This window comes from Aequorivita aquimaris, from assembly GCF_001573155.1.
GTDB classification, from domain to species: Bacteria; Bacteroidota; Bacteroidia; order Flavobacteriales; family Flavobacteriaceae; genus Aequorivita; species Aequorivita aquimaris.
In genome coordinates this window covers 1-6,656 of the sequence record NZ_JRWG01000017.1, presented here as the reverse complement: position 1 = coordinate 6,656, position 6,656 = coordinate 1, and the positions used below count along the sequence as shown (strand labels likewise).

Sequence of the window (6,656 nt, the reverse complement as noted above, 5' to 3'; positions counted from 1 at the left end):
CACATCATCGTCCCCCCCTCGCCGCAGACGATCTATGCGCGGATCGAGGACAACAGCGGGAGCTGTTTCGACCTTACGGACTTCCGCATCTACTTCAGCCGCGCGATCGCTGGGATCGTTCCCGTGAACGCGAGCTACTGCGATTCCGACGGGGATGGCGGGGAGTTCGTTGACCTTGCGGTGGAGTTCAACTCCCTGGTGCTCGACGGCGAGCCCTCCTCGGGCTACAACATTACCTACCATGGCAGCCAGGCCGATGCGGACAATGGCGTCAATGCCCATCCCAACCCCTATTTCGTTGCGGCCCCCGGTGAGACGGTCTACATACGCCTTGAGAACCGTGACGACGCCACCTGCGTGGACACCACGCGCAGCATAGACCTTATCATAGATGCCCTTCCTGCCGTCAACATGTCGCCGCCCAACCTGATAGAGTGCGATGTCAACAACGACGGTTTCGCGGCCTTCGACCTTACGCAGCAGGACGCGGTGATCACCCTTGGCGACCCCGTCCTTTCGGTGACCTACCACGGCACCCTCCTGGATGCGCGGAACGGGGTGCTGGCCCTTCCCAACCCTTACGTGAACGACCAGATCTATTTGGACGCGCCTATTACAGACCCCTTGGACCCCAACTATGGCACTGGCGGTGTATGGGCGCGCGTCTCCAGCAGCACCAGCAGCTGTACGGTGGTCGTTCCCTTTGCGCTCGAGGTGCGCTTCGCGCCCGTTGGCACGGTTCCCGCTGCGCCGCTGCGCCAGTGTGACGATGCTGTGGCCGATGGCTTTACGTTCTTTGATCTTACGGTAGTTGCCGCGGAAGTGCTCGGGGCCCTGGACCCTGCGGGCTTTGACCTTTACTATTACGAGGACCTGGCCGAGGCGACCCTTGCGGGCGACCTGGCGCTGACCGCCCCGGACTTTTCCCAGGCGATCCCGGACCCCACGAACTTTCTGAACAGCACCAACCCGCAGGACATCTATATCCTGATCGTGGGCAACGGCACGGGCACCATCCCCCCGAACCCCAACATCAGTGAGGGCTGTTACGACATCGTGGCCCTGACCCTTATCGTGGACCCGCGCCCTGCGGACCTGGGCCCCTTCGAGATGATGCTCTGCGACGACGAGCTGCAGGGCAGTACCCCCGACGATGAGATCTCGACCTTCGACCTTACCAGCCAGGACGTGCTGGTCACCGGTGGCGACCCCACCATCACGGTAGCGTGGTTCCTGAACGCGGCCAATGAGGCCGCGGACCTCCCGATCCCCAACCCGGCCACCTTCCAGAACACGGCCACCCCGCAGACGGTGATAGGCCGCGCGACCTCCGAGTTTGGGTGCCGTACCCTGGTTACCCTTACCCTGACGGTACTTCCCAACCCGAACCCGAATACCGCCCCGGATCCATTGGAGCTCTGCGACGACGACGACGACGGCATCGTTGGCGGGTGGGACCTTACCCTTGCCGATGTGGACATCACGGCGGGCGAGCCGGACGTGTCCGTGCTGTACTATGAGGAGTTTGCCGATGCCGTTGCCGGGGTGCCCGGGACGGAGATCACAATGCCCTATACCAATATAGTGCCCTTTAGCCAGATCGTGTACGCCAGGGTGGTGAAGAACGTTCCGCCGGCCTCGGTGGGCTGCTTTACCGTTGTGGAGCTTGAGCTCCTGGTGATCGACCTTCCCGATATGCCCGTCTCCCCTCCGTTCGCCGACCCCTTTATCGGTTGCGACGAGAGCGGCAGCGGTACCGCGATCTTCGACCTTACCCTGCAGGACGACGGCGTGCTCGGGGTGCAGGACCCGGCGGATTTTGTGCTGCCCATCACCTATTATGAAGATCCGCTGGACGCCGCCGCCGGCACCAATGCGATCCCCAACCCCGGGACCTATATAAGCATGGGCGGCCAGACCATCTGGGTGCGCCTTGAGAGCCGTATCACGGGCTGCGCGCGGGTCACGCCCTTTGATCTTGAGCTTGAGCTCTTCCCGACCATCGGCGTTGGGAACGACCTGACCGAGTGCGACGACCTTGTGAACGGAAGTACGGCGGACGATGGCCTTTCCACGTTCGACCTTACGGTGAACACGCCGCTGATTACCCTGGGGGACCCTACCCTGGAGGTGTTCTACTACGCCACGGCCATCGACCAGGTGAACAACAACCCGATCGCCGACCCCTCGGCCTATCAGAATATCATCAGCCCCCAGCAGGAGATCTTCGTGACCGCCTACAGCGAGAACGGCTGCAGGGCGATCAACACCTTCTTTATCATCGTGGAGCCGACCCCTTTGGCCTTTTCACCGGGCACCTTTATAGCCTGTGACTCCAACAACGACGGTTTTGCCCAGTTCGACCTCAGTACGCAGACGGCCATCATAACGGGAGGGGACCCCGACCTGACCGTCACCTACCACGGTACGCTGCTCGACGCGGAGAACAACCGCCTTCCGTTGCCGAACCTTTACACGAACGACCAGATCTACCTGGACGCTCCCGTGACCGATCCCTTGGATCCGGCCTACGGTACGGGCGGGGTATGGGCCCGTGTGGAGACCACGGTCAACAGTTGCCACCGCAGCATATCCTTTGCCCTGGAGGTGCACACCTCGCCTGTGGCCACCGAGCCCGGTCCCCTGAGAAAATGTGACGATGCCGTGGCCGATGGCTTTACCGTTTTCGACCTTACCCAGGCAGAAGCGGAGATATTGGGAGCACTGGATCCAAACGGCTTTGACCTATATTACTACGAAGACCTTGCCGATGCCCAACTGGCCGGTGACCTTGCGCTGACCGCGCCGGACTATTCCGCCGCCATCGGGAACCCGGGCGCGTACACCAATACCAGTAACCCACAGGACATCTATGTGCTGGTGGTGGGCAACGCCAACAGCAGCATTCCCCCGAACCCCAATGGTGCGGAGGGCTGTTATGATATCGTGACATTGACCCTGATAGTGGACCCGATCCCGCTGGACCTCGGTCCCTTCGAGATGGTATTGTGCGATGACGAGCTCCAGGGCAGTACCCCTACCGATGAGATCTCGACCTTCGACCTGACCACCCAGGACATTCTGGTCACCGGTGGCGACCTTACCTTGAGCGTACTGTGGTTCGAGACCCCTGCCGACGAGGCTGCGGGCATCCCCATTGCGGACCCGACGATGTACCAGAACATAGCCACCCCCCAGACCGTAATAGGGCGCGTGACCTCGTCGTTCGGCTGTTCGAACCTGATCACGGTGACCCTTACGGTACTTCCGAACCCCAATGCGAACCCGGCCCCAGAGCCGATCACCATCTGTGACGATGACGATGACGGGATCGTAAGTACGTTCGATCTTACCCAGCGCGATCTGGAGATACTCAACGGGGAGACCGATGTTACCATTCTCTACTACGAGACCCTGCAGGAAGCGGAGAACGCCTTTCCGGGGACCGAGATCGTAAGCCCTTATACCAACATTGTGCCCTATAGCCAGACCGTATTTGCGCGCGTGACCAACCAGGTACCGCCCGAGCAGCTTCCGTGCTATACCATTGTGGAGCTGGAGCTTATCGTGGTACCGCTGCCCGATGCGCCGGACGCCACGCTCCAGGACCCGCTCTTCGCCTGCGATGAGGACGGTGACGGCACTGCCGTTTTCGACCTTACCGTACAGGACGCTTCGGTGTATGGCGTTCAGGATCCCGATGACTTTTCGCCCGTCTCCTATTATGAGAGCCAGGCCGATGCCGATGCCGGTACCAACGCCATCGATCCGGCGGATGCCTTCCCGAGTTCTGGCCAGACCATCTGGGTGCGCCTGGAGAGCCTTGCCACCGGCTGTGCACGGGTGACCCCGTTCGAGATCGAGATGGGGCTCTATCCCGGTTCCGGCACCGCCAACGACCTGGTCCTCTGTGACGACGAGGTCAACGGCAGTACCGATGACGATGGCATCTCCACTTTCGACCTGACCCTCAACACGCCCGTGATCACCAATGGCGACCCCACTTTGGCGGTCTACTATTACGCATCGCGGGATGACCAGAACAACGATATCCGCATCGCGGCCCCTTCCGCGTACCAGAACACCATCAGTCCCCTACAGGAGATCTTCGTGACCGTGGTGGGCCAGAACACCTGCCGTGGGCTGCTGAGCTTCTTTATCATCGTCAACCCGAACCCGGAGCCGGTGGAGCCCGCCCCGCTGGTAGCGTGCGACGTTGACAACAACGGTTTCGCCTCCTTTGACCTGGAGAGCAAGAGCGCCGAGATACGTGGCGGAGACCCTACCTTGGCCATTACCTACCACGAGAACCTGCTGGATGCCAATACGGGCAATTTTCCGTTGGCCAGTCCCTACGAGAACATCGTTGCCTTTTCCCAGACCCTATATGTGCGCGCGGCCTATGGCGGCCCGCCGGCCGGCACGGGGTGCTACGCCATTGTGGAGCTGGAGCTGATAGTGGAGCCCTCCCCGGTGGTGCCCCAGGACCTTCCGGACCTTATCGCCTGTGACGATAATGGTTTTGCGGAGTTCGACCTTACGGTGCAGGAGGACCTGATATTGGGGAACCCGCCACAGACTGACGTTACCATTACCTACCACCTGAGCGAGGCCGATGCCATTGCGGGCATAAACTTTATCGTAACGCCGGAGGCCTACACCAACGCCGCGAACCCACAGACCATCTGGGTCCGTCTGGATGATGACCTGACGGAATGTTTTGCGGTAGGCCAGTTTGACCTTATCGTGAACAGTGGCCTTCCGATAACCGATCCCACCCCCTTGGAGCAGTGCGATGACCTGGGCCAGGAGAACGACGGGATCGCCACCTTTGACCTTACCCAGAAGAATTCCGAGATAACCAACGGGGTGCTCACCCAGGGCGTGGCCTACTTCCTTACCGAGCAGGACGCCCGGGACAACACCGACCGTATCGACCCCGATACCGCCTATGTGAACGTGGACGCGAGCGGGGCCCCGATCAACCCGCAGGTGCTCTACGTGCGCGTGGAGGACAGCAACAGTGGCTGTATTTCCTTTACCACGCTGACCCTTCGGGTGATCAGCAACCCCAGGCCCGTGGCGCCGGACCCCATCGTGCTGTGCGACTACAACGTAATCGTGCCGCCGGGCCCCTATGACGAAGTGGAGCTGTTCGACCTCACCGTTCGCAGCGCCCAGATACTCAACGGGAACAACTGGTCCCTGGGCTACTATGAGAGCTATGCGGATGCCGTGGGCCAGGCCAACGGGATCCCCGCCCTGGAGGCCACCGCGTACCAGAATACCAGCAACCCCCAGACCATCTATGTGCGGGCCACCAGCCCCACCTCGGGCTGTTTCGAGATCGTGGAGCTTGAGCTTATCGTGGAGCCCGTCCCGGACGACAGCGCGGAGGTATCCCCCTACGTGTACTGTTCGCCCGATGGCGGGGAGATCGGCATCTTTGACCTGACCACCAAGATCCCCGAGATCCTGGGCGGCCAGCCCTCGCCGCCGTTCGAGGTGAGCTTTTACCTGACGGCGCTCGATGCGGAGAACCGCACCAACGCCATCGTGAACACCACGGCGCACCGCAACAGGGACGCCAACAACGATCCGATAAACCCGCAGACCATCTATACGGGCATCGCGAACGCCGGGACGGGCTGCTACATCGGCGGGGTACAGAGCTTCGAGCTCATCGTGCAGCCGGGCGCCATAGCGGTGGCCCCTGCGGAGCCCTTCGTTATCTGCGACAACCTTCCGCCGAGCGACGGCTTTGCGGAGTTCGACCTTGAGGACGTGGCCAACCAGCAGGTCTCCGACCTGCGCGCGGAAATACTTGCGGGGCAGGACCCTGCGGAGTTCAGCATCAGTTTTTACGAGACCCTTGAGGGTGCCGAGTCGGGCACCGGGGCGATCAGCTTTCCGTACGTGAACATCATCAACCCGCAGCGCATCTATGTGCGGGTGACCAATGAGATGAACGTCTTTGAGCCCAAGTGCTATGCCGTTGTGGATATGGTGCTGAAGGTGGAGCAGCTCCCGGACGTCGTCCTTGGCGGGGAGTACCGCCTCTGCGTGGACGAGAACGGGAACCCGATCGCCCAGGAGGAGGGCAGTCCCTCGCCGCCGGTGATCGATACGGGGCTCGACCCATCGCTGTACACCTTCCGGTGGGACCTGGACGGGGTGATCATCGTCGGGGAGACCGGTCCCTCCATCATCGCGCTGCAGGGCGGGACCTACACGGTGACCATCACCGAGCTGGCCTCGGGCTGCGAGAGCACGGCCAGTGCCACGGTGATCGTTTCCTCGCCGCCGCTGGCCTATGAGGCCAACCTGCTCAACGGCGCCTTTGCGGGCGACCATGTGATCGAGGTGGTGGCCACGGGCGAGGGCACCTACGAGTACCAGCTGGACAACGGCCCCTTCCAGGACAGCAACATCTTTGAGGGCGTGGCCCCGGGCGACCACACGGTGACCATCCGGGACGTCTATGGCTGCGGCAGCGTGACTTTCGACGTGGGGGTCATCGACTACCCGCCGTACTTTACGCCCAACGGCGACGGCTACCACGACACCTGGAACATCATCGGCATCGCCAGCGGCGACCCTACGGCGAAAATCTATATCTTTGACCGCTTCGGGAAGCTGCTCAAGCAGCTCAGCCC

At 61.7% G+C, this 6,656-nt stretch carries 1 protein-coding gene; it reads left to right on the top strand.

Going from position 1 to position 6,656, the window contains the following annotated elements:
• Nucleotides 1–6,656 (top strand): FIDD domain-containing protein (locus LS48_RS14450; protein WP_062623202.1); only part of this gene is annotated, 6,656 nt, incomplete at both ends.